At 72.1% G+C, this 26,040-nt stretch carries 26 protein-coding genes; 20 read left to right on the top strand and 6 right to left on the bottom strand.

From position 1 onward, the window contains the following. Window positions 1-29: 29 nt before the first annotated feature. Complete coding sequence (locus ACIBAG_RS30755; RefSeq protein WP_399109479.1) at window positions 30-623, top strand: rhodanese-like domain-containing protein; 594 nt, start codon at window positions 30-32, stop codon at window positions 621-623. Here the strand turns inward: ACIBAG_RS30755 and ACIBAG_RS30750 are convergent. Continuing rightward, on the bottom strand, window positions 616-1,209 hold the full coding sequence (locus ACIBAG_RS30750; RefSeq protein ID WP_399109477.1) for a transketolase: 594 nt from the start codon (window positions 1,207-1,209) through the stop codon (window positions 616-618). The genes ACIBAG_RS30755 and ACIBAG_RS30750 overlap by 8 nt on opposite strands. Before the next feature lie 250 nt (window positions 1,210-1,459). Here ACIBAG_RS30750 and ACIBAG_RS30745 point away from each other — a divergent pair, with 250 nt between their 5' ends. From ACIBAG_RS30745 to ACIBAG_RS30730, 4 genes are read left to right on the top strand one after another with little or no spacing between them, the layout of a single operon-like run. After that, complete coding sequence (locus ACIBAG_RS30745) at window positions 1,460-2,230, top strand: isopentenyl transferase family protein (RefSeq protein WP_399109475.1); 771 nt, start codon at window positions 1,460-1,462, stop codon at window positions 2,228-2,230. Further along, window positions 2,227-3,555, top strand: a complete 1,329-nt coding sequence (locus tag ACIBAG_RS30740; protein ID WP_399109473.1) for an FAD-binding protein — start codon at window positions 2,227-2,229, stop codon at window positions 3,553-3,555. Before ACIBAG_RS30745 ends, ACIBAG_RS30740 begins: the two co-directional genes overlap by 4 nt. After that, on the top strand, window positions 3,552-5,066 hold the full coding sequence (locus tag ACIBAG_RS30735; protein ID WP_399109471.1) for a TIGR00730 family Rossman fold protein: 1,515 nt from the start codon (window positions 3,552-3,554) through the stop codon (window positions 5,064-5,066). Before ACIBAG_RS30740 ends, ACIBAG_RS30735 begins: the two co-directional genes overlap by 4 nt. Further along, window positions 5,066-6,850, top strand: a complete 1,785-nt coding sequence (locus ACIBAG_RS30730; protein WP_399109469.1) for an ABC transporter ATP-binding protein — start codon at window positions 5,066-5,068, stop codon at window positions 6,848-6,850. The genes ACIBAG_RS30735 and ACIBAG_RS30730 overlap by 1 nt, the downstream gene beginning before the upstream one ends. A 46-nt stretch (window positions 6,851-6,896) precedes the next feature. Here ACIBAG_RS30730 and ACIBAG_RS30725 read toward each other — a convergent pair whose 3' ends face one another. After that, on the bottom strand, window positions 6,897-7,745 hold the full coding sequence (locus ACIBAG_RS30725) for a (2Fe-2S)-binding protein (protein WP_399109466.1): 849 nt from the start codon (window positions 7,743-7,745) through the stop codon (window positions 6,897-6,899). 207 nt (window positions 7,746-7,952) lie between these two features. On the opposite strand from ACIBAG_RS30725, the gene ACIBAG_RS30720 reads away from it, so the two are divergent. From ACIBAG_RS30720 to ACIBAG_RS30680, 9 genes are all read left to right on the top strand, one after another. Beyond that, complete coding sequence (locus tag ACIBAG_RS30720) at window positions 7,953-8,945, top strand: FecCD family ABC transporter permease (protein WP_399109835.1); 993 nt, start codon at window positions 7,953-7,955, stop codon at window positions 8,943-8,945. Continuing rightward, window positions 8,942-9,991: a FecCD family ABC transporter permease gene (locus ACIBAG_RS30715; protein WP_399109464.1), complete on the top strand. Its 1,050-nt coding sequence runs from the start codon at window positions 8,942-8,944 to the stop codon at window positions 9,989-9,991. The genes ACIBAG_RS30720 and ACIBAG_RS30715 overlap by 4 nt, the downstream gene beginning before the upstream one ends. A gap of 44 nt (window positions 9,992-10,035) precedes the next feature. Next, window positions 10,036-10,851, top strand: coding sequence for an ABC transporter ATP-binding protein (locus tag ACIBAG_RS30710; RefSeq protein ID WP_399109833.1), 816 nt, complete (start codon window positions 10,036-10,038; stop codon window positions 10,849-10,851). A gap of 28 nt (window positions 10,852-10,879) precedes the next feature. Next, window positions 10,880-11,899 carry an ABC transporter substrate-binding protein gene (locus ACIBAG_RS30705; protein WP_399109462.1) on the top strand — a complete coding sequence of 340 codons (1,020 nt, stop codon included), beginning with the start codon at window positions 10,880-10,882 and terminating at the stop codon, window positions 11,897-11,899. A gap of 89 nt (window positions 11,900-11,988) precedes the next feature. Continuing rightward, window positions 11,989-13,161 carry an acetyl-CoA carboxylase biotin carboxylase subunit family protein gene (locus ACIBAG_RS30700; RefSeq protein WP_399109461.1) on the top strand — a complete coding sequence of 391 codons (1,173 nt, stop codon included), beginning with the start codon at window positions 11,989-11,991 and terminating at the stop codon, window positions 13,159-13,161. Next, window positions 13,158-14,810 (top strand): IucA/IucC family protein, encoded by a 1,653-nt coding sequence (locus ACIBAG_RS30695; RefSeq protein ID WP_399109459.1) that lies wholly within the window; start codon window positions 13,158-13,160, stop codon window positions 14,808-14,810. The genes ACIBAG_RS30700 and ACIBAG_RS30695 overlap by 4 nt, the downstream gene beginning before the upstream one ends. Beyond that, window positions 14,807-16,003: an MFS transporter gene (locus ACIBAG_RS30690; RefSeq protein WP_399109456.1), complete on the top strand. Its 1,197-nt coding sequence runs from the start codon at window positions 14,807-14,809 to the stop codon at window positions 16,001-16,003. The genes ACIBAG_RS30695 and ACIBAG_RS30690 overlap by 4 nt, the downstream gene beginning before the upstream one ends. Next, window positions 16,003-17,808, top strand: coding sequence for an IucA/IucC family protein (locus ACIBAG_RS30685; protein ID WP_399109454.1), 1,806 nt, complete (start codon window positions 16,003-16,005; stop codon window positions 17,806-17,808). Before ACIBAG_RS30690 ends, ACIBAG_RS30685 begins: the two co-directional genes overlap by 1 nt. Continuing rightward, complete coding sequence (locus tag ACIBAG_RS30680) at window positions 17,805-19,055, top strand: type III PLP-dependent enzyme (RefSeq protein ID WP_399109452.1); 1,251 nt, start codon at window positions 17,805-17,807, stop codon at window positions 19,053-19,055. The genes ACIBAG_RS30685 and ACIBAG_RS30680 overlap by 4 nt, the downstream gene beginning before the upstream one ends. 74 nt (window positions 19,056-19,129) lie before the next feature. Here ACIBAG_RS30680 and ACIBAG_RS30675 read toward each other — a convergent pair whose 3' ends face one another. Continuing rightward, window positions 19,130-19,390 carry a hypothetical protein gene (locus ACIBAG_RS30675; protein ID WP_399109450.1) on the bottom strand — a complete coding sequence of 87 codons (261 nt, stop codon included), beginning with the start codon at window positions 19,388-19,390 and terminating at the stop codon, window positions 19,130-19,132. Window positions 19,391-19,560: 170 nt separating this feature from the next. Here ACIBAG_RS30675 and ACIBAG_RS30670 point away from each other — a divergent pair, with 170 nt between their 5' ends. Then, window positions 19,561-19,926, top strand: coding sequence for a nuclear transport factor 2 family protein (locus ACIBAG_RS30670; protein WP_399109449.1), 366 nt, complete (start codon window positions 19,561-19,563; stop codon window positions 19,924-19,926). Between the two features lie 41 nt (window positions 19,927-19,967). On the opposite strand, the gene ACIBAG_RS30665 is transcribed toward ACIBAG_RS30670, so the two are convergent. Then, window positions 19,968-21,152, bottom strand: coding sequence for an alanine--tRNA ligase-related protein (locus tag ACIBAG_RS30665; RefSeq protein WP_399109447.1), 1,185 nt, complete (start codon window positions 21,150-21,152; stop codon window positions 19,968-19,970). A gap of 291 nt (window positions 21,153-21,443) precedes the next feature. On the opposite strand from ACIBAG_RS30665, the gene ACIBAG_RS30660 reads away from it, so the two are divergent. The 4 genes from ACIBAG_RS30660 (at window position 21,444) to ACIBAG_RS30645 (ending at window position 23,730) form a co-directional block, all read left to right on the top strand. After that, entirely contained in the window at window positions 21,444-22,514 is a 1,071-nt protein-coding gene (locus ACIBAG_RS30660) for a YihY/virulence factor BrkB family protein (RefSeq protein WP_399109446.1), read from the top strand. 87 nt (window positions 22,515-22,601) lie between these two features. Beyond that, window positions 22,602-23,018 (top strand): phage holin family protein, encoded by a 417-nt coding sequence (locus tag ACIBAG_RS30655; RefSeq protein WP_399109445.1) that lies wholly within the window; start codon window positions 22,602-22,604, stop codon window positions 23,016-23,018. Beyond that, entirely contained in the window at window positions 23,015-23,467 is a 453-nt protein-coding gene (locus tag ACIBAG_RS30650) for a DUF3618 domain-containing protein (RefSeq protein ID WP_399109443.1), read from the top strand. Before ACIBAG_RS30655 ends, ACIBAG_RS30650 begins: the two co-directional genes overlap by 4 nt. Beyond that, entirely contained in the window at window positions 23,464-23,730 is a 267-nt protein-coding gene (locus ACIBAG_RS30645; protein WP_399109441.1) for a DUF4235 domain-containing protein, read from the top strand. Before ACIBAG_RS30650 ends, ACIBAG_RS30645 begins: the two co-directional genes overlap by 4 nt. Before the next feature lie 60 nt (window positions 23,731-23,790). Here ACIBAG_RS30645 and ACIBAG_RS30640 read toward each other — a convergent pair whose 3' ends face one another. Both ACIBAG_RS30640 and ACIBAG_RS30635 read right to left on the bottom strand, forming a co-directional pair. Continuing rightward, a complete protein-coding gene (locus tag ACIBAG_RS30640) occupies window positions 23,791-24,780 on the bottom strand; it encodes a CU044_5270 family protein (protein WP_399109439.1) in 990 nt (329 codons plus the stop codon). Further along, window positions 24,773-25,306: an RNA polymerase sigma factor gene (locus ACIBAG_RS30635; protein ID WP_399109437.1), complete on the bottom strand. Its 534-nt coding sequence runs from the start codon at window positions 25,304-25,306 to the stop codon at window positions 24,773-24,775. The genes ACIBAG_RS30640 and ACIBAG_RS30635 overlap by 8 nt, the downstream gene beginning before the upstream one ends. Window positions 25,307-25,411: 105 nt before the next feature. Here ACIBAG_RS30635 and ACIBAG_RS30630 point away from each other — a divergent pair. Then, a partial coding sequence (locus ACIBAG_RS30630) for a cbb3-type cytochrome c oxidase subunit I (protein WP_399109436.1) occupies window positions 25,412-26,040 on the top strand: 629 nt, incomplete at its 3' end.

Genomic DNA, 26,040 nt, shown 5'->3' with positions numbered 1-26,040 from the left:
CCCCACCCCCCGAAAGGATCTCACTTCCCGTGAACCCACAGCTCGACCCGGTCGCCATCGACGCCGACGAGGCCCGTACCCGACTGCCCGGCCTGACCGTCATCGACGTCCGTACGCCGGGCGAATACGCGGCCGGGCATCTGCCCGAGGCCCTCAACATCCCCTTGGACCAGTTCGACCGAGCCCTGCCCGCGCTCCGGCGGCTGCCCGGCGAGCTCCTGGTCGTCTGCGCCTCCGGCGCCCGCTCGCAGAACGCGTGCCGTGTCCTCGCCGGGCACGGCATCCGGGCCCTGACCCTGACGGGCGGCACCCAGGGCTGGGCGGGGCGCGGGCACGAACTGCGCAGGCCGGCGCCGGGCTCGCGCGGCGCGTGGGCCATGGAGCGCCAGGTCCGCCTTACCGCGGGCACGATCGTCCTGGCCGGCCTCGCCCTCGGATTCCTGCACCCGGCCTGGCAGTTGCTCTCCGCCGGGATCGCGGGCGGCCTGGTGTTCTCGGCCCTCACCAACACCTGCGGCATGGCCGCACTGCTGTCGAAGCTGCCGTTCAACCGCCCGCGCCCCGCCGACCTGGAGGCAACGCTGGCCGCCCTGGCCGAGCGCGGGCGGCCCGCGGTCACCTGAGGAAATCCCGGACGGCCCGGGCGAGCACAGCCTCGTCCAGGCTGTCCGCGCGCCCCAGCGCCAACAGCCGGTGCGGTACGTGGATCAGGGTACGGGCGACCTGCTGGGCCGACAGCCCGGACAAGCCGGGTTCGACGAGGATGACGTCGGCGTGGTCGGCGGCGAGCACGGCCGTGCGCAGGGCCACCTCGTCGAAGGGCCGGACGGTGGCCGCGTAGAGCACAGCCAGGTCGAGACCCGCGGTGGCGCGCAGGACCGGGTCGAGGGTGGCGCCGACCGCCAGGACCACGCCGTCGAGGCCCTCCCGGACGAGTTCGAAGCCCTCCCTCAGGCCACGCGGTTCGGCGTTGGCTTCACCGGAGAGATGGACGTACGTCCGCACGCCGCACTCCACTGCGCGCCGGACGGCGTCGCGCACCTCGGCCGGATGGCCGGGGACGTGCACGGTCCACCGCGGGTCGGCGGCGAACCTGGTCAGTTCGTCCGCGGCGCCGTAGCCGATAAGGACGGTGGCACCTTCGGCGGCGTCGCCGGCCTGCGCGGCGGGCAGGGAGGCGGCGGCAGCCTGCAGCATGTCGGAGTGCATGGCAAATCCTTCCGAGGACGGCAGCAGCGGCACGTCATGAATTCGTTAAGAATCCGGCGCGACGGCCGCTCTTGGGGCTCTGACTTCAATAAGTTACCCCATGATCACTGTGTACTTGAAGTATCAACCGACTCGTGGGAATCTGACTTCCGCTTGCCCGGTCCAGGCATTTCCTGCTTTCCGCAACCGCCTGCACCGCGCAACTTGACGGAAACTTTTCCCATGGAAATCCCGGAAGGGAACAGCCCGTATGACCGACGAGGAGACGTCTCCCTCGGCCCGTCCGTTCGTCCATCTGATCGCGGGGCCGACCGGCGTCGGCAAGAGTGCGACAGCCACCGAACTGGCCCGGCTGACCGGCGCCCCGATCGTCGTCGCCGACCGCCTGCAGTGCTTCACCGACCTCGCCACCACGAGCGCACGCGCCGGAGCGGACGTCCCCGGCGTGTGCCGGCACTGGCTCGGCGACCGGACGTTCGCCGACGGCGACCTGTCCGCGACGGATGCCACGGATGCGCTGGTGGAGACGGTGGAACGGCTCGCCGGACGGCATCGGCTGGTGATCGTCGAGGGTGGCTCCATCTCCCTGCTGCGGGAGTTGTGCGCCCGCCGGCCGGAGCTGTCCTGGCGGCTGACGGTGCAGGTCCTCCCCCTTCCCGAACGCGACGAGTACCTGGCCGCCCTCACCCGCAGGGCTCGCGCGATGCTCAGCCCCGATCCGCCCGGCCCCGGCCTGCTCGAAGAACTGGCCGCGCTGTGGCGCGACCCCCGCCAGCGGTGGCTGGCGGCCTCCGTCAACGGATTCGAGGCCGTGCTCGAATGCTGCGCGAAATATGGGCTCGACGTGAAGACCATTCACAAACAGCACATCTCCGAGCACATTCTCGGCCGGATCGCCGGGTTGATCGCCGAACGGCACGCGGAGCACGGTTATCTGCAGCACCGCGTGTTCACTGAAATTTTCGACGATTCCATGAGGGGCCCCGGATTCGACGTCGATATGTTGGAGCGTGCAGCATGAAAGGAACCGCGGACATGAAGCGGGCCGCCACCGACTTCGGGCACATAGTCGGCTCCCGTCCGCTCGACGTCATCACGGCCCGCTCCGCCGTCGCGGTGGGCGAACTCCTCTCCTTCGCCGGGCCGCGCGGGCTTGCGGTCTCCGCCCGCGGCGGCGGACAGGCGCTGTACGGGCAGGGGCAGGCGCACGGCGGCTATGTCGTCGACATGACCGGGCTCGACGACGTGCGCTGTGAGCCGGCCGAGCGGATCCTGACCGCCGGTGCCGGCGCGCTGTGGCGAGACGTCGTACGGGCCTCGCTCGCCGAGGGGCTCGCCCCGCCGGTGCTGCCCGACCACCTCGGCGGCAGCGTGGGCGGGGTGCTGAGCACCGGCGGCTTCGGCAGCTCCAGCCACCGGTACGGCCTGGTCGCCGACTGGGTGCGGGAGGTGGAGGTCGTCACCGGCACCGGTGAGCTGCTGGCCTGCTCCCCCGACCTGCGTCCGGACCTCTTCCACGCCGTCCTCGCGGGGCTCGGCCAGTGCGCCCTGATCGTCAGGGCCACCCTGGCGCTGATGCCCGCACCGACCCATGTGCGCCGCTACCGCCTCTACTACGACACCCCGGACACCTATGTCACCGACCAGCGGCGGCTGGCCCGCGACAGCCGCTTCAGCCAGGTCGCCGGCCAGGTGCGGCCGGACCTGGGCGGAAGCTGGCGGTACATGATCGAGGCGGTCGCGCCGCACCCCGGACGCCCGAGCACCGAGCGACCGCGCATCGACGACGAGCCGTTGATCGGCGAACTGGACCACGACCGGGACACCGAGGAGATCGCGGACCTGTCGTACGGGGAGTATCTGCACCGGCTGGACCGTGACGAGCGGCTGCTGCGTGCCACGGGTGAGTGGGACCGCCCGCACCCGTGGTTCACGATGCTGCTGCCGGAGGAGGCCGTACCCTCCTTCGTTCCGGCCGTGCTGTCGGAGGACGCCCAGCAAGGCCTGCGCGTCTGCGGAACGGTCCAGCTGCGCCCCCTGACGGGGCGCGCGCTGCGCACGCCACTGCTGCGCAGGCCCGAGGGCGAACTCTTGTGCCTGTTCTCCCTGATGCGCACGGCACCGCCCGGCGCCCCGGACGTCGTACAGCGACTCGTCGACGCCAACCGGGCGCTGTACGAGCGGGCCCGGACCCTCGGCGGTGTCCTCCTGCCGGGCGGTGCGCTGCCCATGACACCGCAGGACTGGCGCTCCCACTTCGGCCCAGTGTGGCCGGATCTCGTCCGCGCCAAGGATCGCTACGACCCCTACCGGGTCCTGACCAGGGGGTACGGGCTGTGGGCATGACCACGGTGACCGTCTTCTGCGGGTCCTCCCCCGGAAACCGGCCCGACCATATGCGGATCGCCGCCGAACTCGGCCGTGCCCTGGCCGAGGCGGGCCTGCGGCTGGTCTACGGCGGTGCCCGGATCGGCCTGATGGGTGCGGTCGCGGACTCGGCCCTCGCCTCCGGCGGCACTGTGACGGGGGTCGTCCCGAGCCTCATGCTGCCGTACGAGATCACCCATACCGGTCTCACCGACCTCGAAGTGGTCGAGGACATGCATCAGCGCAAGGCGCGCATGGGCGAATCGGCTGACGCCTTCGTAGCACTGCCCGGTGGTCTGGGCACGGCCGAGGAACTCCTGGAAGTGCTGTCGTGGGCGCAGTTGCGGATTCACCGCAAGCCGTGTCTGCTGCTCGACCCGTTCGGTTTCTACCGCCCCTTGGTCTCCTTCCTTGAACACGCGCGCGACGAGGGCTTCCTGCGCCCGGGGGATCTGGAGCGGATCATCGTGTGCCGATCGGCGGAAGAGGTGGTCGCACGGCTGACGTCCGGCGTGTCAGCAGTGGCGGGCGAGCCGGCTCCGGTGGCGCTGCCGCGGGGGCGTACCGCGTTCCTGTTCTCCGCGACCGGGTCCCAGCAGCCCGGCATGGGCCGCGACCTGTACGAGGCGTTCCCGGTCTTCACCGGCGTCCTCGACGAGGTCTGCGCTCTGCTCGACCCGTACCTCGACGTGCCGTTGCGGGAGGTGATGTTCGCCCCGGCCGGGACGCCCAAGGGCGCACTGCTGGATCGCGCCGTGTTCGCGAGGCCGGCGATCTTCGCGCTTCAGGTGGCGCAGTACCGGCTGCTGGAGAGCCAGGGGCTGGTGCCGGACGTGCTCTTCGGCTACTCGGCCGGGCACATGGCGGCCGCGCATGTCGCGGGCGTGTTCTCGCTGCCCGACGCCTGTCGAGCGGTCGGCACGATGTCGCAGCTCCTGGGCACCCTGCCGCCCGGGGGCCGGATGGCGGCGGTGGAGGCCTCGCCCGAGGAACTGCGCCTGGGTCCCGCGGCCGTGATCGCGGCGGTCAACGGGCCGCGGTCCGTGGTCGTCTCGGGGGATCAGGAGGCTGTGGCCGAGGTCTGCGCGGAGTGGGCGGCCCGGGGGCGCCGGACGCATGTACTGCGAGCGGACTTTGCGCCTCATTCCCCGCATATCGACCCGTTGCTGGACGACTACCGGCGCGTCCTGAGCACGATGGATCTCCGTGCCCCGCGCATCCCGCTCGTCTCCGACACCACCGGCAAGCCGACGGGTGCCGAGGCGGCCGGGCCGGACCGCTGGGTGCGGGCGCTGCGGGATCCCGTCCGTTTCATGGACGCGGTCGACAGAATGCGGCGGGACGGAGTGGCCTCCTATCTCGAACTGGGGCCGGGCGAGGTCCTGGCGGGCATGGTGCAGGACTGTCTGTCCCACGGGGACGAGCGGCCGGTCGTGCTCTCCGTGTCGAAGGACTGGCCTGCGCCTCGCAGAGGTGCCGACGTAGCCTGATGGCTCCCCGCCCGACTCGGAGGAGCACCGTGACCATCGCGAAAGCGCCGACCGACCAGCCCACTTGGCGGCTGCTCCTCGGATACGTACGGCCCCACCGGTGGGCCCTGCTGGCGGGCGCTGTGCTGTCGCTGGTCACGGGGGCCACCGGGCTGCTCCTTCCGCTGGTGGCACGGGAGTTGATCGACGACCTGTCCCACGACCGGGCCATCACCGGGGCGCTGCTGCTCATGTCCGGGCTGGTCGTGGCCAACGCGGCGGTCGGCGCGCTGGGTTCGTACGTGCTGCGGCGCACCGCCGAGTCGGTGGTGCTCGGCGCGCGGCGGGCGCTGTCGTCGTATCTGCTGCGGCTGCGCATCACCGCCGTGGACCGCAGTGAACCGGGCGACCTGATGGCCCGCATCACCTCGGACACCACGCTGCTGCGCGAGGTCACGACCGACTCCCTCGTCGGCCTCGGCACGGGCGGGCTCACGCTGGTGGCGACGGTGGTGATGATGGGCCTGGTGGATCCGGTGCTGCTGGCGGTCACACTCGCCGTGATCGTGGGTGCCGGCACGATCCTCGGCGTGATCGTGCCGCGCATCAACCGGGCCAGCCGGCAGGCGCAGGACGCGGTCGGTGTGATGGGGGCCTCGCTGGAACGCATCCTCGGCGCGCTGCGCACGGTGAAGGCGTCCGGTGCCGAGCACCGCGAGGAGCGGACCCTGCACGAGGCGGCCGAGGAGTCGTGGCGGCAGAGCGTGCGGGCCGCCAAGTGGTCGGCGGCGGCGGGGAACACGGCCGGGCTCGCCATGCAGATCGCCTTCATCACGGTGCTCGCGGTGGGCGGGGCGCGGGTGGCGACCGGGGCGGTCGATGTCGGCACGCTGGTCGCCTTCCTGCTGTACGTGTTCTATCTGATGTCGCCGATACAGCAGGTGGTCGGCGCGATCACGCAGTACCAGACGGGCGCGGCGGCGCTCGCCCGGATCCAGGAGGCACTGCGGCTGCCGGCCGAACCGGCCGCCGAGCCCGCGCCGTTGCCCGCCGCCGGGGTGGAACCCGCCGCGCTGGCCTTCGAGGACGTCCGCTTCCGGTACGCCGACGATCTGCCCTACGTCCACCACGGCGTGACGTTCGCCGTGCCCGCGCGGGGCATGACGGCGTTCGTCGGCCCGTCGGGCGCGGGCAAGACCACCGTGTTCTCCCTCATCGAGCGGTTCTACGACCCCGAGGCGGGGACCATCACGCTCGACGGGCGGGACCTGGTGGACTGGGAACTGTCCCAACTGCGGTCCGCCATCGGCTATGTGGAGCAGGACGCGCCGGTCCTGTCGGGATCGCTCAAGGACAACCTGCTGCTGGGCAACCCCGACGCGGACGACGACGCCGTGACGCGCGTGCTGAAGACGACCCGCCTCGACGGCCTGGTCGCCCGGCTGCCCAGCGGTCTCGACACACTCGTCGGGCACCGCGGCACGAAGCTGTCCGGCGGGGAGCGGCAGCGCGTCGCCATCGCCCGCGCACTGCTGCGCCGTCCCCGGCTGCTGCTGCTCGACGAGGCGACCTCGCAGCTGGACGCGGTGAACGAGGCGGCGCTGCGCGACACCGTCGCCGATGTCGCGCGTACGACGACGGTGCTGGTCGTCGCGCACCGGCTGTCGACGGTGACGATGGCCGACCGGATCGTGGTGATGGACGCGGGCCGGGTGCGTGCGGTGGGCACACATCGCGAACTCGTCGCAGCCGACCCGCTCTACGCGGAGCTGGCGGCGACCCAGTTCCTGGCGACCGCCGGGTGACGTCACCGTCCGCAGGAAGGCTTCCGCGGCCCCAGCGAGGGGCCGCTCAACTCTCCAGCCTGCGCAGGCGTTCCGCGTCGCAGGTGCGGGGGCAGGTGGCGCACGCCTCGGCCGGGCGGATCGTGTAGTACATGCAGCAGCCCGCGCGGGTGCGCGTCGGGTGCCGTCGTCCGTCCTCCGTGGTGAGGTAGCGGAAGCCGGCGCCACCGGGGTACGGGGCGACGGCACCCGGCAGCAGTTCGGTGGCCGCCCGTACCGCGTCGCCCTCGCGACCGAGGAGGCGGCCCAGGTACCAGATGCCGGAGACGAGGTCGTCGGCGACCATGCCCCACAGGGCGCGCCGGCCACGGCGTACCAGCGGGCCGATCGCTGTCAGGAGGGGGTCCATGTGCTCGGCGACCGCAGTCCTCAACTCACCGCGCAGCGCCTCCTCATGAGGGACCGTCAGCGCCCCGGGGCTGTCGGCCGCCGGGTCGTCGGGGAGGCAGGCGTAGCCGCTGCCGGGAGTGATGGTGAAGACGGCCGAGGCGAGATCCAGCCGCAGTTCCTCGGCCCTGATGCGCGGCACCCGCCGCTCCAGGTACCAGGGTCCGCTCATGAGCAGGGCGACCGACCAGGCGTAGTCGTGCAGGGCGCGCGAGGCGGCCACGTCGCGGCGCGGGGCGACGTGGTGGCGCTCCTGGATGCGGGCCGCCTCGGCGTCGACGAGCGCCTCGACGGCCGCCGGTTCCGACATCAGCTCGGCCGCCGTGACCCCGGCCTGTGGGGCGTCCGCGCCGGGCTCCGCGACCCGTACGGACAGGGCCTCACAGAGATCCGCCAGCCGACGGTAGACGTCGCCGAGGGTGCGCCGGGGCAGGGCACCGGCCGGCGGGGGCGTCAGGGCCAGGGACATCGGCGCTCCAGTGCGGGAATGTGCGAACACCAGTGAGGCAAGCCTTACCTTATACACATCGTCGCAGGACAGCGGCATGATCACGCGTCGAAAGTGATCCTCTATTGCGAACATCACAGAGATCGCACAGCAGTTGAAGTATAAAGCAAGCCTAACCTAATCTCACTGCTCGTGACTGCGACCCCACAGGGCGCACCTCCCACAGGTGTGCCCTCGCGTGCCCTGAAACACCTACCGATCTTCGTCATCGGCTTCGCCGCCCTCACCCTCTGCGCCGCCCTGAGCCTCGCCCTCGGCGCCCGCTCCGTTTCCCTGCCCACGGTGGCCGACGCGCTGTTTGCCGACGCCCACGGGCGGGACGCGCTCGTGGTGACCGGGCTGCGGCTGCCGCGCACCGTCATCGGCCTGGCCGTCGGGGCCGCGCTCGGGGTCGCCGGAGCCGTCGCGCAGGGCATCACCCGCAATCCGCTCGCCTCGCCCACGACGCTCGGCATCAACGCGGGCGCCGGGTTCTCGGTCGTCGTCGCCATCTTCGCGCTGAAGCTCAACAGCCCTGGACAGTATGTGTGGTTCGCGTTCGCGGGCGCGGCCGGCGCCGCCCTGTTCGCACAGGCGCTGGCCCGGCGTGCCGGGGACATCGACGCCGTACGGCTGGCGCTCGGCGGCACCGTCCTCCAACTGGTGCTGCTGTCCTGGACGTCGGCGGTGATGCTGATGAACCAGCGCACCCTGGACGAGGCCCGCTTCTGGCTGGCCGGCTCGCTCTCCGGCCGGACCCTCGACGTGCTGTGGCCGGTGCTGCCGACCCTGCTGCTCGGCCTCGTGCTCGCGCTGGCCGTCTCGCCCGCCCTCAACGCCCTCGCCCTCGGCGACGATTCGGCCCAGGCGCTCGGCGTTCCGGTGGCCCGGATCCGGCTGGCCGGCGGTGTCGCGGTCGTGCTGCTCGCCGGGTCGGCCGTGGCGGTGGCCGGTCCGGTCGCCTTCATCGGGCTCGCCGCGCCCCATCTCGTACGGCCGCTGCTCGGCGGCGACCACCGGCTGCTGGTGCCCGGCTGCCTCATCGCCGGTCCGCTGCTGCTGCTCGCGGCCGATGTGCTCGGCCGGATGGTGATCCGCCCCTCGGAGCTGGAGGTCGGCATCGTCACCGCGTTCCTCGGCGCGCCGCTGCTGGCGCTGCTGGCTCGGAGGGTGGCCCGATGAGCACCGTGACCGCCACCGTCCGGCCGAAGTCCACGGCCCGTGCCCAGGTCCGCCGCCGCGTGCTGGTGTTCGCCTGTGCCGGTCTCCTCGCCCTCTTCGCCCTGCTCACCGTCTCCCTGACGACGGGTGAGATCCCGATGCCCGCCGGGACCGCACTGCGCGCCCTGATAGGCCTCGGGGATCCCGGCGACGTACTGGTGGTGCAGGAGTTCCGGGCGCCGCGGTCCGTTGCCGCGATCGTCGCCGGTGCCGGGCTGGGCGCGGCGGGCTGTGTCCTGCAACGGCTGTTCCGCAATCCGCTGGCCTCCCCTGACGTCATGGGGATCACCGGCGGCGCGTCGCTGGGCGCGGTGGCGCTGATCGCCGCCGGGGCCTCGCAGGCGCTGATCCCGATCGGTGCCCTCGGCGGCGGGCTGCTCGCGGCGCTGCTGCTGGGCGTGTTCGCCTGGGGCTCGGGGCTCGCGGTCACCCGGCTGGTGCTCACCGGGCTCGCCGTGCAGGCCGGGCTCGCGGCCGCCGTGAACCTGATGATCGTGCGCTTCCCGGCCGAGCTCGCCGGCTCCGCGTTGCAGTGGATCACCGGCTCGGTGTACGGGCGGACCTGGGCGGAGGTGTGGGGCTCGGGCGGCGCCATGGTGGTGGCGTTCGCCGCCGCACTGGTGATGAACCGCCAGCTGGCGGTGCTGGACCTCGGGGACGACTCGGCGGGCGCGCTCGGACTGCGCACCTCCCGGGCACGGCTCCGACTGCTCGTCCTCGCCGTCGTGCTGGCGTCGCTGGCCGCCGCGCTGGCCGGTCCGGTGACGTTCGTGGCGCTCGCCGTCCCGCACATCGTGCGGTTCGTCACCGGGCCGCCGACCGCCGCGTCCCTGGCCCTGGCCGGGCTCACCGGTGCGGTGCTGCTGCTCGCCTCCGACCTGGTCGTGCAGCACCTGCTGCCGATCGAGGGGCTGCCGGTCGGCGCGGTCACCGCCACGCTGGGCGCGCCCTGGTTGCTGGTGCTGATGCTGCGCCAGAGCTCGCCCGTCCAGAGGAGCCATGGATGACCGGCGTACCCACAGAACTCCCCACCGGTCCGCAGGAGCCGCACATGACCACCGCCAACCAGCTCTCGACCCAGGGCCTCGACCTGCGCTACGGCGACCGGCTCGTGGTGGGCGGCCTCGACCTGACGCTGCCGGGTGGTGCCGTCACGGCCATCGTGGGCCCCAACGCGTGCGGAAAATCAACCCTGTTGCGGGGCCTGAGCCGGCTCCTCGCGCCGGCCGCCGGCACCGTCACGCTCGACGGCTCCGACATCCACCGCATGCCCGCGCGGACGCTGGCCCGCCGCATGGGTCTGCTCCCGCAGCAGCCCGTCACCCCCGAGGCGATCACCGTGGAGGCGCTCGTACGCCTCGGCCGGTACCCGCACCAACGACTGCTGAGCCCCTGGTCCGCCGCCGACCAGAAGGCCGTCGACGAGGCCCTGGAGCGCACCGGCACCACGGCCCTGCGCGACCACCCCGTCGACCGCCTCTCCGGCGGCCAGCGGCAACGGGCCTGGATCGCGCTCGCATTGGCGCAGGACACCGACCTGCTGCTGCTCGACGAGCCCACCACCTTCCTCGACCTCAGGCACCAGCTCGACGTCCTCGACCTGGTCGCCGCGCTGCACGCCGAGGCCGGCCGCACCGTGGTGATGGTGCTGCACGACCTCGGACAGGCCGCCCGCTACGCGGACCACATGGTGGTCCTCAAGGACGGCCGCCTCGCCGCCGCCGGAACCCCGGCCGACGTCCTCGACGCGGAGCTGGTCAAGTCCGTGTTCGACGTGGACTGCCGGGTGATCCCCGACCCCGAGACCGGTACCCCGCTGGTCGTCCCCAGGAGCAGCGCGGTGCGGCACTCCGCCGCGTCCGCCTGATCAGTCCCCACTCACAGAAAGACCGCCCATGTTCAAGCGATCTCCCCTGCGCGGAATCGGCCGGCTCATCGCCGTGCTGCTCGCCGTCGTACTCGGTACGGCCGTGCTGGCCGCCTGCGGCAGCGAGGACTCCGCCCAGGACGGCGACACGGCTCAGGCCGCCAAGAACAGCTCCGCCTTCCCGCGCACCCTCAAGACCGTCATGGGCGACGTGGAGATCCCCTCCCAGCCGAAGCGGGTCGTCGTTCTCGACACCGGCGAGCTGGACGACGTCACCCTGCTCGGCATCGACCCGGTCGGCGCGGTCGCCCCGCACTTCAAGACCTCGGGCGGCTTCCCGACGTACCTGGACGGCGAGTTGAAGGACACCGTCGACGTCGGCCCGCTGCTTGAGCCGAACCTGGAGAAGATCGCCTCGCTCAAGCCCGATCTGATCCTGTCCTCCAAGGTCCGGCACGAGAAGGTCTACGACAAGCTCAGCGCGATCGCCCCGACCGTCTTCACCGAGACCACCGGCGGTGTCTGGAAGGAGAACCTGAAGGTCCACGCCGAGGCGCTGGGCCTGGAGAAGGAGGCCGCGGCCAAGCTCGAGGAGTACGAGACGCAGGCCAAGGCGCTCGGTGAGGCCATCAAGAAGAAGAACGGCAACGCCATGCCGACCGCGTCCGTGGTCCGCTTCATCGCCGGTCCGACCCGCCTCTACCAGTCCAACTCCTACAGCGGCGTGGTCCTGGACGACATCGGCCTGCAGCGCCCGAAGTCGCAGATCTCCAGCGACCCCGAGGTCACGATGAAGGACGTCAGCCCCGAGCAGATCGACCAGGCCGACGCCGACCTGATCTTCGTCACCGCCGCCGACGCCGAGGACAAGACCCAGAAGCAGCAGGTCGTCTCCAACCCCGTCTGGAAGAGCCTTCCGGCGGTGAAGGACGGCAAGGTCTTCGAGGTCCCGGACGAGACGTGGATGTCCGGCATCGGTGTCCAGGCCGCCGAGGAGATGCTCAAGGACGTGGCGAAGGCCACCGGCGTGGAGCTCCCGGCGAAGTAGCCACCGCTGTTCCTCCGGGGCGGGCCGTGTCCGACCAGGCCCGGCCCGCCCCAACCCCCCCACCCGCCAGCGGAAGTTGTCTGCCTGCCATGCGCCTGTACCTGCTCGCCCTCAATCCGACCGACGCCGTGACCGAGGGCTTCCTGCCCGCCGCCGCCCGGCTCGGCCTGGACGTCACCGTCCTCACCGACCAGCCCGACGCCCACCGCCGCATCTACCCGGAGACGGAGGTCCTGGAGTGCGACGTCCGGGACTTCCGGGCCGTGATCACCCGGATCTCGACCCACCACCGCCCCGACGCCGTCTTCACCAACAGCGACCACCTCCAGACCCAGGCCGCCCTGGCCGCCGCCTACTTCGATCTCCCTGGCAAGGACTGGCGGGCCACCCTGCGCTGCAAGGACAAGGCCGAGATGCGCCGCCGCCTCTCCGCGGCCGGCGTGGACACCGTATGGTCCGCCGAGCTCACCGAACCGGCCGCGCTCGACGCGCCGTACCCCTGTGTCGTCAAGCCGCGTGAGGGCGTGGCCAGCGAGGACGTCGTCCTCGTCGACGGCCCGGAGGACCTGATGACCCGCTCCAAGGAGATCCTGGAGCGCCGCCCGGGCTCGGTATTGGTCGTCGAGGAGTACCTCCCCGGCGAGCTGTTCACCCTGGAGACCCTCGGCGACGGCAACGTCCGCCATGTGCTGGGCGGCTTCCACACCGAGCTGTCGCCGCCGCCGTACTTCATCGAGGAGCGCCTCACCTTCGTCCCCGCCCATCCCGAGCCGGTCGTCGAGCAGGTCCTGGCGCAACTGGACGCGCTGGGCGTCGGGTTCGGCGCCTGCCACACCGAGTTCGTGGTGCACGAGGGGCGGGCGCGGATCATCGAGGTCAACTACCGGGCCATCGGCGACCAGTGCGACCTGCTGCTGGCCCGGCTGCTTCGGATCCCGTTGTTCGAGCACATCCTGCGCACCCACCTGGGCGAGCCGCTCCCGGCCGACCTGGGCGCCCGCCGCGACGGCGCCGCCCGCCTTGAGTACCCGTGCGCCGACCGCGCCGGCACCCTGGTCGACGCCCCCCGGAGCACGGATCTCGACGTCGACGGTGTGCGGCTGACGTACCGTCCGCTGCGGTCCGTGGGCGAGCGGCACGAGCTCTACATGACCAACCGCGACTACCTCGGCGTGCTGCGCGCCACCGGCCCCGACCAGCGAACGGTGGACCGGGTGGTGGCCGAGTTCCTGGCCGAGCGGCAGTGGGAGATCCAGCCGTGACCGCGACGGACACTTCCGCGGCGGATCTCCTCATCCGGGTACTCAGCGCACTCCTTCGCGAGGACGTGGTCGGCCTGCGTACCAGCAGCACGATCGTGCACAAGCAGGACGGTCTCTGGCTACGGCTCCCCACGGCACAGGACGTCCTGCTGCTGCCGGTCGTCGAGGACGGCTTCCAGTGCGCGTACGCGGCCCGGTTGCCGCTCCTCGTGCGCGAGTCGGACGGCGCGGAGCTGACGTCGTGCGACACCGTGCTGGGCGCGCTGCGCGAGCTCGCCGATGCCGAGGATCGGGGCGGCTTCGACGCGTTCGCCGAGGAGTGCCGTCAGACGTTGGCGACCATGCGGCTGCACTCGACGACACGGGCGCAGATCATGGCCCGGCTCACGGACGGGACGGGCCTCGGGGGCAGCCTGACGTACGACACGCTGGCCGCCCGCCACGACCACCCCGTCTACCCGACGGCACGCGGCCGCTCCGGGCTGACGGAGGACCAACTGCGCGCGTACGCCCCCGAGTTCGGTCCGCGCTTCGCACTGCGCTGGCTCGCCGTGCCCCGGGACAGGGTCACCCTGACGGGCAAGCTGCCGGAGTTCTGGCCGACGCCCCACACACTCGCCCGGCCCGAGCTGCAGGACACGCATGTGATGCTGCCTGTCCATCCCCTGACCGTCGACGCCCTGCCCGGCGACGCCGCGCCGGCCGACCGCGCATACCTGGACGTCGTACCGACCCTCTCCATGCGGACCGTGGCCACGGTCGCCGATCCGTCCGTGCACCTCAAACTGCCGCTCGCCACCGCCACGCTGGGGCTGCGCAACAAGCGGACCATCAAGCCAGGAACGCTGGTCGACGGCGCGGTGGGCCAGCGGCTGCTGGAAGCGGTGATCGCCCGCGAGCCCCGCTTTCAGGAGTCGGTCCTGCACGCCGACGAGACGACGTACGCCCACGCCGGGCACGAGTTGCTGGCCGTTCTGTGCCGCCGCTACCCGGCCGGCCTCGACGACTGCACGGTGGTACCGCTGGCGGCGCTCCTGGCCGAGGCGCCGGACGGGCGCCTGGTGATCGACGGGCTCGCCGACCGCTTCTTCGGCGGCGACCCGCTCGCCCTCCTGGACGCCTTCCTGACGCTGCTGTTCGACTGGCAGACCACACTGTTCGGCTATGGCATCGCGCTGGAGTCGCACCAGCAGAACATCTCGCTGGTGCTGCGGCCGGGTGAGCTGCGGCTGCTGTTCAAGGACAACGACGGGCCGCGCGTCAACGCCGAGCGGCTGGACGCCGTGCTCCCCGGGCCATGGGCCTTCGACGACAGGCGCGTCTTCGGCAGGGACGACGGCCCGGTGGCCGACGTCTTCGCCACGATCACCGTCCATCTGTGCGCGGGGTCCTACGCGTTCGGCCTGCCGAAGCACCGCGCGGCCCTGCTGGATCTCATCCGCGTCCGGCTGTCGGAGGCCGTGGACCGGCTCGGCGGCGACGCCGGGGCCGTCCTGCGCGCCCGTGTCCTGGACGCCCCGCGGTTGCCGGTGAAGGCGATGGTGTCGGCCGGGACGCTGTTGTCCAAGGAGCGCTCCGGCGCGGCCGACATCAACAAGCACTACACGACCGGACCCAACTACCTGCTGCCCTGCGGTGGTCCGGCATGAGCGCACAGGCGCTGCGCATACCGCGGCGGGGTTTCGGGCGCGGACAGGTGCGGGCGGTGGCCGGCTGCTACTTCGTGGCGTCGTTCGCGGCGCTGGGCCTGCCCCCGTATCTCACCGAGATCCTGCCGGAGCTGGGCGACCGCCAGGCCCGCTGGGCCGGGGTGCTCTACATCGTGCCGACCGTGTTCGGCGCGCTCGGCGCCCCGCTGTGGGGGCGGCTCGCGGACCGGTTCGGCCGTAAACGGCTGCTGCTGCGCGCCCAGTTGGGGCTGGCCGTGTCCTTCCTGCTCGCGGGGTGGGCGGACTCGCTGGCCACCTTCACGGTGGCGCTGGTGCTGCAGGGCATCCTGGGCGGCACGTTCGCCGCGTCCAACGGCTACCTGGGCGCCGCGCTGGAGGGCGCCGCGTTGTCGAAGGCGCTCACCCTGATGCAGGGGAGCGCGCGGGCAGCCCTGGTCCTGGCCCCGATCGTGGTCGGTTCGCTGTCGGGCTGGCTCTCCCCGCACCGCCAGTACGCGCTGCTCGCCGTACTGCCGCTGACGGCCGCCCTGCTGCTCGCCGCGCTGCCCGAACCGCAGACCGCCGAGCGGCAGCGAAGCGAGCCGGAGACGGCCGGCGAGGCGAACCCGGTGGTCTCGCTGAAAGTGCTGTACGCCCTGGAGTTCGCCTTCGTCTTCTCCACGGTTGTCTCCTTCCCCTACCTGATCGCGCTCGTCGAGGAAAGGGTCCCGGGGACCTCGCCGGCCCTGTCCGGGGTGCTCTTCGCCCTGCCCCACCTGGTCTATCTGGTGTCGGCACTGGCGGTGCACGCCGCGTTCCGGGACCGTCCGCGGGCCGGTTTGGCGCTCGGCTTCGCCTGTATCGCGCTCGGGCTCGGCGGGCACGGGGCCGCCGGTTCGCTGACCTCGCTGATCGCCGTCCGGCTGCTGCTGGGCGTGGGACTCACCCTCGGCCTGGTGTGCCTGTCGGTGCTGGCCGCCGACTGCGCCAAGGGGCGTGCGCCGGGCGGCATGTTCGGATCGCTCGAGTTCTTCTCCAAGGCCGGCGCGGTCGCCGCCGGCCTGGCCGCCGCGGCGGGCAGTGCCCGCTTCGGACCGGCCGCACCCGTGCTGATCGGCGGCGCGGCCGCTGCCGTCACCGTCCTCGCGACCCTCCTCCCCACACTGAACCACCGCACCCGCCGGAGCCGTTGATGCCCTCCCTGACCGTCCCCCAGACTTCGTCCGGGGGTACCCCCAACTCGCTTCGCTCGCTCGGGAGTACCGCAGCCCCCGCCGAACTTCCCACCGCCGACGAGGCGGTGGCCCACACCCTGCTCAACTGCCTGCTGCGCGAGGTGTCCGGCCCCGAGCACCAGAGCGTGGTCGCCGACGGCCACCTGCTGCTGCGGCTGCCCCGGCGCGGCGTCCTGCTGCGGGTGGCCCTGCGCCGCACCTCCCTGATCGGCGCGCACCGGTTCACCGGCCCCGTGAGAGAGCAGCGCGACGGCGACTGGGCCGACGTCGACTGGCGGCGCCTCGCCGAATACACGCACGACGAGCTGTCGCTGCGTACGGGCGTGCGCAACGAGGAGTTCCTGGAGCAGATCGCCTCCAGCCACGAGGCTGTGGCGACCGCTCTGTCCACCAAGCCGGCTTCCTCGGATTCGCGCCCGACCGACCGGCTCTCCGCCTACCTCGCCTCCGAGCAGTCCCTCGTGTTCGGCCACCGCTTCCACCCGACGCCCAAGGCTCGCACCGGCGACCCCCGCGCCTGGTCCGCCTACGCCCCGGAGGCCGGGGCCGCCTTCCCGCTGCGGCACCTGGCCGTGCGCGCCGACCTGATCGCCGAGGAGTACGCCGACGCCTCGGCCGTGGCCGCGCTGGACGGTCAGCGCACCGACGTCCCCGAGGGCTACCGTCTGCTCCCAGCCCACCCCTGGCAGTACGAGACGCTCAGCGAGCACCCGTTGCTCCGCGCGGCCCTCGACCGCGGCGACGTCCTCGACCTCGGCCCCGGCGACCGGCCCTTCGCCGCCACCGCGTCGGTGCGCACCCTGTACGACGGGGAGAGCTTCCTGAAGTTCAGCCTGAACGTGCGGATCACCAACTGCCTGCGCAAGAACAGCAGTTACGAGCTGTCGGGCGCCGTCGCGCTCACCCGCGTGCTGGCCCCGGCCCTTGCCGACCTGGCCGAGCGCTTCCCCGGCAGTGCGGTGCTGCGCGAGCCCGCCTACCGCACACTGGCGCTGCCCGGCCCGGACGGAACGCCGGACCGCGCGCTCTTCGAGGGCTTCGGCGTCATCGTCCGCGAGGGCCTGCCGCAGCGACTCGCACCGGGCACCACTGCCCTGCTGGCGGCGGCCGTCGCCGACGAGTACCCGACCGGCGCCGCGCACCTCTCCCGGCTCCTCGCCGGCGCGGGCGAGGAAGCGGCCCTGGACTGGTGGGCGGCCTATCTCGACCTCCTCCTGCCGCCGGTCCTCGCCGCGTACTTCGATCACGGCCTGGTCCTGGAACCGCACCTGCAGAACGTCCTGATCTGCGTCGACGCCGACGGCAGGCCCGCCCAGGTCCTCTTCCGCGACCTGGAGGGCACCAAGCTGGTCCCGGACCACCACGCGGACACGCTCGCCTCGCTGCCGCCCGAGGTCGCGGGACCGATGACGTACGACGCCCGGCGCGGCTGGGACCGCGTCGTGTACTGCCTGCTGGTCAACCATGTGGCCGAGCTGCTGGCCGCCCTCGCCGATCTGCACCCGGGGGCCGAGGCCGCGCTGTGGGGCCGGGTGCGGGCCACGCTCGAGTCGTACACCGACCGCTTCGGCTGCCCGCCGCGCCTGGCGGCCCTGCTCGCCGGCGTGCCGCTGCCCGCCAAGGCCAACCTGCTCACCCGCTGGGAACGCAAGGCGGACCGCGAGGCCGGATACGTCAGGCTGCCGTCCCCGCTCGCCGAGGACGTCCTGGGCGGCGCGACCAGGGCCGGGGGCCCGCGTGACACGACGGGAGGCGCCCGGTGACCTTGCCGACACCCGCGGTCCGTGACCGCGTCCTGTCCCTGCCGTCCGCCGAACTGCCCGCGTACGTCTATGACCTGGCGGCACTGCGCGGCCACGCGGCTGCCGTGCGGGCCGCCCTCCCGTCGAGCGTCGAGCTGTACTACGCGGCCAAGGCCAACCCGGAGCCTGAGATCCTGGCCGCGCTCGGGCCGTACGTCGACGGATACGAGGTCTCCTCGGGCGGTGAACTCACCCATGTCGCCAAGGCGGTTCCGGGGCGGCCGCTCGCCTTCGGCGGCCCCGGCAAGACGCCGGACGAGGTGACGGCCGCCCTGGAGACGGGAGTCGAGCGCTTCCACGTGGAGAGCGCTTACGAGCTGCGCATGCTCGCCGAGTTGGCACGGGCGCACGCGCCGGGACGGCGAGTGGCGGTGCTGCCGCGCGTCAACCTGCCGGTGGCCGACGGGTCGTTGGCGGGCAGCTCGCTGGCGATGGGAGGGCGTCCGACGCCCTTCGGTATGGACCCGGCACAGGCCGTCGAGGTCGTCCGGTCCCTCTCCGACGGGACGTATCCGCACCTGGAACTGCGCGGTGTCCACGCCCACTTGGCCAGTGGCCTGGAGGCGGCCGAGCAGGTCGCGGTGGCGGAGTCGGTCGTGAGCTGGGCGACGAGTCTCGGGGTGCGACTCGCCGAGGTGAACGTCGGCGGCGGCATGCACGTCGACTACGGCGCCCCGGAGCGCCGCTTCGACTGGGCCGAGTACGGCCGCGGCCTCGCCCGCCTGGCCGAGCGGCACCCGGGGCTGACCCTGCGGATCGAGCCGGGCCGCGCGCTCACGGCGTACTGCGGCTGGTACGCCACCGAGGTGCTGGACGTGAAGCACAGCCACGGCGAGGAGTTCGCCGTCGTGCGCGGGGGCACCCACCATCTGCGTACCCCGGCGACGAAGGGCCACGACCAGCCCTGTTCCGTGCTGCCGGTGGACGCCTGGCCACACCCCTGGCCGCGGCCGGCGGCGGGCGGCCGGCGGAGCGCGATGGGAGTCCCCACGGACGAGGCCCGGGGGACGATCACCGTGGCCGGGCAGCTGTGCACGCCCAAGGACGTGCTGGCCCGCCGGGTGCCCGCGGCCGGGCTCAGGGCCGGAGACCGGGTGGTGTTCGCGCTGGCGGGTGCCTACGCGTGGAACATCTCCCACCACGACTTCCTGATGCATCCCAGGCCGGGCTTCCACTTCCTGTCGGCGCCGGCCGAGAGCGCCGGGTAGCGAACACGTCACCCACGGCACACGAAGGGCCGCCCGGTTCGAACCGGAGCGGCCCTTTCGGTGTGGTCGGCGGCTTATCGGAGGTGCCCCAGTTGCGCCGGGTTCAGGGTGTTGATGCGGTCGAGGTGGCCCAGCTGCTGGGAGACCCGCGGGACCCGGTGCTGGTGCTGCGGGGGGATGCCGGTCTGGGCGAGCGAGTCGAGCGTGGTGATCGGGTTCAGCCGGGCGCCGGCGTTCCGGGTGTCCGCGTTGTGCGCGTTCGCGAGCGGAGCGGCGAGGCTGGTGAGACCGGCGGCGAGACCAACGGCGGCTGCGATACGTCGTGTTGAGATCATGCTTTCAGCAACGCGGGCGGCCCACCGCCGGACACGGCCGCCCGGCGGCGCTCACCCGTCAGGCCCAGCGCTCGGGCCGCGCTTGCCGAGTCCGGCGGGGCGGAGGAGTCTCGGAGGAGAGGTCCTCGCGGCCCTCCCTCGTCCTGCCGCGGGCCTCGAAGGAGGTCACCATGGGCACCGCCACAAGCCCCTCGTTCGACACCGAGACACTGCGCCGGGGCATCGAAGGTCAGACCCCGGAGACGCTTCTGTCGCTGTACGCGGACGACGCGGAGCTGCGCGTCGTGAACCGCAACAGCCAGCCGAGCCACCCCAGGGTGCTGCACGGCCGCAACGAGATCGCCGAGATGCTCGACGACGTCTACAGCCGCGACATGACGCACAAGCTGGAGGGATGCGTCATCCAGGGCAACCGCGCGGCCTACAGCGAGTCCTGCCAGTACGCGGACGGGGTGCGTGTCCTGTCCGAGTCGATGGTCACGCTGCGGGACGGCAAGATCTCCCAGCAGATCCTGATCGAGGCGTGGGACGAGTAGGAGACAGGCGGGAGACGTGCTGGAGGTGAGTTTCTCCCTGCTCAGGGAGTTCTCAGGGTCGTGACGAGGTCGCGCGGCAGTCCGTGGGTGTCATGGAGGTAGCGGTAGTCCTCGTCGCTCAGCGGGCCTGAGAACTCCCGCCTGCCGAGCACGCGACGCCCCCGCTCCAGCAGCCTGCCGAACCGCCGTTCCTCGTCCAGCAGCACCTCGCGCACGGGACCCGTTCCGCACGTTTGGCGGAAGTGGTCCTGCGTGTGCCGGAGGACCTCCTCGGGCAGGTCGGACAAGGTCCGCTCGGGGTCGTCGCGCCACAGGGTGGTGAGGGCACGGCGGATCAGCCGGCGCAGCACGTAGCCGCGTCCGGTGTTGGCGGGTCGCACGCCTTCGCCGATGACGACGATGCCGGACCGCAGGTGGTCGCAGACGAGCCGCCTCGACGTCCCGTCCAGGTTCCACAGCGGCGGCAGGACCCTGGTCCAGGGTTCGAACAGGTCGCTGTCGTAGACGGAGTTGTGGCCCTGCAGAACGGTCACGAGCCGCTCCAGTCCCATGCCGGTGTCCACACCGGGCCGTGGGATGCGCTGGAGGCCGCCGTCCCCGAGCCGGCGGTAGCGCATGCTCACGTGGTTCCACACCTCGACCCACCTGGGGTCGGTGGTGGGAGTGCCCTGAGGCGGGGTGCCCGGGTCACCGGTCCAGACGAAGATCTCGGAATCGGGGCCGCAGAGGCCGACGGGCCCGTGGGACCACCAGTTCTCGTCGGCGGTCAGCTCGACGGGCAGCCCCAACTCCCGCCAGGTGTCGAGCGATCGGCTGTCGGGACCGACTTCGTCGTCTCCCCCGAAGACGGTGACGTGCATCCGCTCCGGCGGGACACCGAATCCGTCACGCAGCAGCTCGTGTCCCCAACGCAGGCTCTGTGAGTGGTCGTAGTCGCCCAGGGACCAGGAGCCGAGCATCTCGAACATCGTCAGATGGGTCGGGTCGCCGACCTCGTCGAGGTCGCTGGTGCGCAGACAGCGCTGGACATTGACCAGGCGCCGGCCCCGCGGGTGCGGGCGGCCTTCCAGATAGGGGATGAGCGGGTGCATGCCCGAGGTGGTGAACAGCACCGGGTCGGAGGGCGGCGGCAGGAGTGTGCCGCCGGTGACCAGCTCGTGTCCGCGCTCACGGAAGAAGTCGGTGAAGGTGCGGACGATCCGGTCGGTGGTCGGTGTGGGGGTCATCGCGGTGTTCCTTCGGGTCGTCGGGTCATGGCGACCGGAACGAGCCGCGGTGCGGAGCGCGACCGGGAGGAAGAGGGTGGCGCACACCGGCGGTCCGTTTCCGGCCGCCGGGGAGGAGTGGGATCAGGCGTCGGCAGCCGGGGAGCTGGTCGCTCGCGCGGCTGCGGTGCGGGTGTGCCTGATGACCTTCATGGAGTCGACGTTAACAGCGTGCGCCGCGGGTGTCCCGGCAATTCCCGGCGCATCGGGCCGTGGGCGCGTGAGCGGCGCCGGGCCGGATACTCGGGGCTCATGACTCGACTTCTCAAGCCCAGGCACAAGAATCACCGGGAGCATCGCAGTCCGCCCCCGCAGTCGGCGCCCGAGGACTCGCGGGAGCAGTTCGGTCCGGATGCGCAGGTGGAGCGGCGGGCCCCCGACACACCCACCGAGCTGCCCAAACGGTCCTGGTGGGCGGCGCTGAAGGGCACGCTGCGAGAGTTCAAGGACGACGAGCTGACCGATCGCGCGGCGGCACTGACCTATTACGGGGTGCTGTCGCTCTTCCCGGCCCTGCTGGTGCTGGTGTCCGTGCTCGGTCTGGCCGGCAGGTCGGCCACCGACGCGGTGCTGGACAACATCAGGCGGCTCGCGCCGGGCGAGGCCCGCGACATCCTCACGCGCGCGGTCGAGCAGTTGCAGGGCAACGGCGGTCTCGGCTCGGTCATGGCCGTCGTCGGTCTCGTCCTCGCCGTGTGGTCGGCGTCCGGTTATGTCGCGGCCTTCATCCGCACCTCCAACGCCGTCTACGACATGCCGGAGGGGCGTCCGGTGTGGAAGATCCTCCCGGTGCGGCTCGGCGTGACCGTCACGCTCATGGTGCTGGCCGTGCTCAGCGCGCTGATCGTCGTCTTCACCGGCGAGGTGGCTCAGCAGGTCGGCAACTCGCTCGGCATCGGCGACACGGCCCTGACCGTCTGGGCCATCGCCAAGTGGCCCGTCCTGGCCGTCCTGGTGACCACCATGATCGCGATCCTGTACTGGGCGACCCCGAACGCCAGGATCCGTGGCTTCAGGTGGATCACCCCGGGCAGCTTCCTCGCCCTGCTGATCTGGATGATCGCCTCCGCGGGCTTCGCGCTCTACGTCGCCAACTTCGCCTCGTACAACAAGACCTACGGCACCATGGCGGGCGTGATCGTCTTCCTGATCTGGCTGTGGGTGGGCAATCTGGCCATCCTGCTGGGCCTCGAGTTCGACGCGGAGGCCGCCCGGCAGCGGGCGATCGCGGGCGGGCACCCACCGGACGAGGAGCCGTACGTCGCCCCGCGCGACACCCGCACCTGGGACGAGCAGGACCGACGCCGGCTGCGCGGTCCATGACGTGCCGCACGGTACGGGAGAGCCGCCCTGGGTACCCGGCGGAACAGCCTCATCCGCGAACCGCAACGCAGAGGAGAAGGTGACCTCATGACCACCGCGCACCCGCGGTACCGCTCCCGCTCCGACGCCTCGGTGGGCGAACTGGTCCAGGAGGCCTCTCAGGAGCTGACCGACCTGGTCCGGGCCGAGATGCGGCTGGCGCAGACGGAGATGACGCAGAAGGGCAAGCGCCTCGGTGTGGGCGGCGCCAGTTTCGGCGGAGCCGGACTGGTCGGCTTCCTCGCCCTGCAGGCGATGGTCGCGACCGCGATCGCGGCCCTGGCCGTGCCGCTGCCGGTGTGGGCCGCCGCGCTGATCATCACCGGGGCCCTGCTCGTCGTCGCCGCGCTGATGGCGGCCTTCGGCAGGGCGAAGGTCGCACGGGCCACCCCGCCGACCCCGGAGCAGACCGTCGACAGCGTCAAGGCCGACCTGGCCGAGATCAAGGAAAGGGCACAGCGATGACCGGCGACGCGACGCCCGACAAGGACCCGACGCCCGAGGAACTGCGTCGGGAGATCGAGCACACCCGCGAGGAACTGGGCCGGACCGTGGAGGAGCTCGCCGCCCGGACCGACGTCAGGGCCCGCGCCCAGGACAAGGCCCACGAGGCGGCGGAACAGGTGAGCCGTACGACGGCCCGGGTCGGCCGGCGCCTGCGGGAGAAGGTGCCGCAGCCGGTCCAGGACAGTGCCGACCGGGCCTCCCACCGGGTCCGGGACACCGCGGCCCGGGCCGGCCACCTGGTGCAGGACAGGACACCGGAGCCGATCCGGGCGCGGACCGACCGTGGCCTGCGGATCGCCCAGCGGCACCGGGGCGCGCTGCTGGCCGGGACGGCCGCGGTGGGCGGGACCGTCGCGGTGGGCGGCGCCGTGCTGCTGGCACGCCGCCGCGCGGGAGGCCACCGATGAAGACCTCCAAGATCGCCTACAAGCCCGTGGGCCTCGCCCTCGGCGCCGTCAGCGGCATGCTGGCCGGCGCGGCCTTCAAGCAGACCTGGAAGATGCTCGGCCACGAGAGGGACGCGCCGGACGCCACCGACGAGGACCGCGACTGGCGGGAGATCCTGACGGCCGCCACGATCCAGGGCGCCATCTTCGCCGGGGTCAAGGCGGCCGTGGACCGGGCGGGGGCCGTCGCAACCCGCCGCCTGACCGGAACATGGCCCGGCTGAGGACGGTGCGCCGGCGAGGAGCAGACGGCTGACTCGACCGCCCGGCGGCTCGGCGTGTGATCAGCGCATCCAGGCGCTGTACGACACCACGTCGCCGGCCTTGACGCCGTACTCGGGCTCCGCCGTGGTGAACGTCGTCTCCAGCCCGAGGACGGCTCCGGTGGCGGGATCCATGATCAGCATGCGGCGGGCGCCGGCCGTCTCGTACACGTACGCCTGCCCGCCGCGCCCCAACCGGTCCGTCACCCGGCCGACGGGCCGCAGTCCCTCGGCGTCGGCCAGCAGCCGGGCGAGCGCCGCGGACTCGCGGGCGCCCAGGGTCCAGTGGTCGAGCAGGGTCTCGGTGGCGTCGAGGAGTTCGGGCGTGGTCAGCGGCTCGCTGTGATCCGACAGGTAGGGGCGCACCGTTTCCGCCAGATACGCGCTCAGTCCTACGGCGTCGTGGGGCGGCGGTGACTCGGGCGGCGCGTCGCTCCAACTGGGCGGATACGTCCGCCTGCTGAGGACATGGCCGTCGTCGACGACACGCGGCTCGCCGCCTCCCTCGACGAGGACGGGCCGGCCCGGGTGGCGCGGGTCGGTCGCCACGACGATCTCCGTGTGGCTGTCGTCGGCGTTCCAGCGCACGACGCGCTCCTCGGGGAGGGTGATCGGCGGCTTGTCCTCGCTCATCCCCAGGCTCCACGACTGCACGTGCGTGCCCTTGCGCAGGGCGGGCGAGCCGGCGGACGCCGCTTGTGCGGCGCGCTCGGCCAGGCGCTGAAGGGGCAGCGGCGCGGAGTCGGCCAGTACCACCAGCGGCCGGGGCGCGGCGACCGCGGGGGCGGTGGTCTGGCCGGTGAGCAGCAGCGCCGACACGAGCGCCGCGACCACGGCGGTGGCCGCGAGGCTCCAGGCCAGCCGGGTGCGGCGGCGGGGTGCGGGAGGGCGTTCGCGCAGCAGCCGGTCGAGGTGGCGTTCGGCGGTGTGGTCCAGGGGGCCGTCGCCGTAGTGCGGGCCCTCGACCGGTACGGGGTTGGCCCTGCGCAGCAGTTCGAGTTCGTCAGCCATGGTTTCGTTCCTTGGGCGCGGTCGCTGGGCTCATACGGTCGATCTCGGCTCTCAGCCGGCGGCGGGCGCGGTGCAGCCGCATGGCCGCGGCCCGTCTGCCGCAGCCAAGGGCCACGGCGACTTCCTCGACGGCGAGTTCCTCCCACGCGGTCAGGCGCAGCACCTCCTGGTCGGCCGGGGACAGCCGGGCCAGCGCCTCGTGCACCCAGCCACCGGGGGACTCGGCGTCGGGGCCGGCCTCGATGTGCCGGCCGTGCGCGGCGTCGTCGTTGCCGAGCCGGTCGACCAGTCGCCGACGGCGCCCGTAGCCGCGTACCGCGTTCGCCAGGCAGTTGCGTGCCACGCCGTACAGCCAGGGCAGCGGGCTGGCCGGGAGGTCGTCCCGGCGCCGCCAGGCGACGGTGAACACCTCCGCCACCACTTCCTCGACCTCACTCATGCGCCCGTCCAGTCGCCGCGCGACATAGCGGCTGACCGCCCAGTAGTGCTCGCGATAGGCAGCGGCGAAGATCTCGTCGTTGCTCATGTTCCGTTCGTGTCCGGCACCCGCCGGATCGTCACACCCGTTTCCGTGATTGTTGTCGCGTCCTGAGAGTGTGACGGCCGGTCGGCGGGCGGACACAGGCGGGGCGTGAAGAGGATCAGAGACGTCAAGGCCGTCCAGTGGCTGACCAGCACGGACCACAAGACCATCGGAACGCTCTACTTGGTCACGTCGTTCGCGTTCTTCGTGATCGGTGGCGTGATGGCGCTGCTCATGCGTGCCGAGCTGGCCCGTCCGGGCCTGCAGATCATGTCGAACGAGCAGTTCAACCAGGCGTTCACGATGCACGGCACGATCATGCTGCTGATGTTCGCGACGCCGCTGTTCGCCGGTTTCGCGAACTGGATCATGCCGCTGCAGATCGGCGCGCCGGACGTGGCGTTCCCGCGGCTGAACATGTTCGCCTACTGGCTGTACCTGTTCGGCTCGCTCATCGCGGTCGGTGGCTTCCTCACCCCGCAGGGCGCGGCCGACTTCGGCTGGTTCGCCTACAGCCCGCTGTCGGACGCGGTCCGCTCCCCGGGCATCGGCGCCGACATGTGGATCATGGGTCTGGCCTTCTCCGGCTTCGGCACCATCCTCGGCTCGGTCAACTTCATCACCACGATCATCTGCATGCGTGCGCCGGGCATGACCATGTTCCGCATGCCGATCTTCACCTGGAACGTGCTGCTGACCGGTGTCCTGGTCCTGCTGGCCTTCCCGGTGCTGGCGGC

It is taken from the genome of Streptomyces sp. NPDC051243 (assembly GCF_044455405.1).
Classification (GTDB): domain Bacteria; phylum Actinomycetota; class Actinomycetes; order Streptomycetales; family Streptomycetaceae; genus Streptomyces.
Note: the sequence above shows the minus strand (reverse complement) of the source record. Positions and strands in the feature narration are given on the sequence as shown.

Excerpts from the sequence above, each read along its gene's own strand:
- ACIBAG_RS30750 (WP_399109477.1), bottom strand. The coding sequence starts at position 1,209 with ATGCACTCCGACATGCTGCAGGCTGCCGCCGCCTCCCTGCCCGCCGCG.
- ACIBAG_RS30745 (WP_399109475.1), top strand. The coding sequence starts at position 1,460 with ATGACCGACGAGGAGACGTCTCCCTCGGCCCGTCCGTTCGTCCATCTG.
- ACIBAG_RS30740 (WP_399109473.1), top strand. The coding sequence starts at position 2,227 with ATGAAAGGAACCGCGGACATGAAGCGGGCCGCCACCGACTTCGGGCAC.
- ACIBAG_RS30735 (WP_399109471.1), top strand. The coding sequence starts at position 3,552 with ATGACCACGGTGACCGTCTTCTGCGGGTCCTCCCCCGGAAACCGGCCC.
- ACIBAG_RS30730 (WP_399109469.1), top strand. The coding sequence starts at position 5,066 with ATGGCTCCCCGCCCGACTCGGAGGAGCACCGTGACCATCGCGAAAGCG.
- ACIBAG_RS30725 (WP_399109466.1), bottom strand. The coding sequence starts at position 7,745 with ATGTCCCTGGCCCTGACGCCCCCGCCGGCCGGTGCCCTGCCCCGGCGC.
- ACIBAG_RS30715 (WP_399109464.1), top strand. The coding sequence starts at position 8,942 with ATGAGCACCGTGACCGCCACCGTCCGGCCGAAGTCCACGGCCCGTGCC.
- ACIBAG_RS30710 (WP_399109833.1), top strand. The coding sequence starts at position 10,036 with ATGACCACCGCCAACCAGCTCTCGACCCAGGGCCTCGACCTGCGCTAC.
- ACIBAG_RS30705 (WP_399109462.1), top strand. The coding sequence starts at position 10,880 with ATGTTCAAGCGATCTCCCCTGCGCGGAATCGGCCGGCTCATCGCCGTG.
- ACIBAG_RS30700 (WP_399109461.1), top strand. The coding sequence starts at position 11,989 with ATGCGCCTGTACCTGCTCGCCCTCAATCCGACCGACGCCGTGACCGAG.
- ACIBAG_RS30690 (WP_399109456.1), top strand. The coding sequence starts at position 14,807 with ATGAGCGCACAGGCGCTGCGCATACCGCGGCGGGGTTTCGGGCGCGGA.
- ACIBAG_RS30685 (WP_399109454.1), top strand. The coding sequence starts at position 16,003 with ATGCCCTCCCTGACCGTCCCCCAGACTTCGTCCGGGGGTACCCCCAAC.
- ACIBAG_RS30675 (WP_399109450.1), bottom strand. The coding sequence starts at position 19,390 with ATGATCTCAACACGACGTATCGCAGCCGCCGTTGGTCTCGCCGCCGGT.
- ACIBAG_RS30670 (WP_399109449.1), top strand. The coding sequence starts at position 19,561 with ATGGGCACCGCCACAAGCCCCTCGTTCGACACCGAGACACTGCGCCGG.
- ACIBAG_RS30665 (WP_399109447.1), bottom strand. The coding sequence starts at position 21,152 with ATGACCCCCACACCGACCACCGACCGGATCGTCCGCACCTTCACCGAC.
- ACIBAG_RS30660 (WP_399109446.1), top strand. The coding sequence starts at position 21,444 with ATGACTCGACTTCTCAAGCCCAGGCACAAGAATCACCGGGAGCATCGC.
- ACIBAG_RS30655 (WP_399109445.1), top strand. The coding sequence starts at position 22,602 with ATGACCACCGCGCACCCGCGGTACCGCTCCCGCTCCGACGCCTCGGTG.
- ACIBAG_RS30650 (WP_399109443.1), top strand. The coding sequence starts at position 23,015 with ATGACCGGCGACGCGACGCCCGACAAGGACCCGACGCCCGAGGAACTG.
- ACIBAG_RS30645 (WP_399109441.1), top strand. The coding sequence starts at position 23,464 with ATGAAGACCTCCAAGATCGCCTACAAGCCCGTGGGCCTCGCCCTCGGC.
- ACIBAG_RS30640 (WP_399109439.1), bottom strand. The coding sequence starts at position 24,780 with ATGGCTGACGAACTCGAACTGCTGCGCAGGGCCAACCCCGTACCGGTC.
- ACIBAG_RS30635 (WP_399109437.1), bottom strand. The coding sequence starts at position 25,306 with ATGAGCAACGACGAGATCTTCGCCGCTGCCTATCGCGAGCACTACTGG.